We start from the raw sequence: 219 nt of genomic DNA, 5'->3' as shown, positions 1-219 counted from the left end.
CACTATCACCGCTTCCCGAAGGAGTTGGTGTACTCTCAAGTTCGACTCTTCCCGTGGATTTGCCTGCGGGAATCGACGTCTACACTCTTTAACCGGCTATTCCGTCAGCTGGCGGTGGTGTCACTGCTGCGTCTCCACGTCACCATTGGAGGTAGTAACGGAATCTTTACCGTTTCTGCCATCGGTCTCGCCGTTCGGCTGAACCTTAGGTCCCGACTT

Annotated in this window: 1 rRNA gene; it reads right to left on the bottom strand. The window is 54.8% G+C overall.

Going from position 1 to position 219, the window contains the following annotated elements:
• Nucleotides 1-218, bottom strand: a 23S ribosomal RNA gene (locus H6A61_RS15805); the annotation flags it as partial.
• Nucleotide 219 lies beyond the last annotated feature (1 nt).

Origin of the sequence: Bacteroides caecigallinarum, assembly GCF_016901995.1 — a bacterium.
Classification (GTDB): Bacteria; Bacteroidota; Bacteroidia; order Bacteroidales; family Bacteroidaceae; genus Phocaeicola; species Phocaeicola cellulolyticus.
The sequence above is the reverse complement of the archived record's forward strand: the minus strand, read 5'-3'. Positions and strand labels throughout refer to the sequence as shown.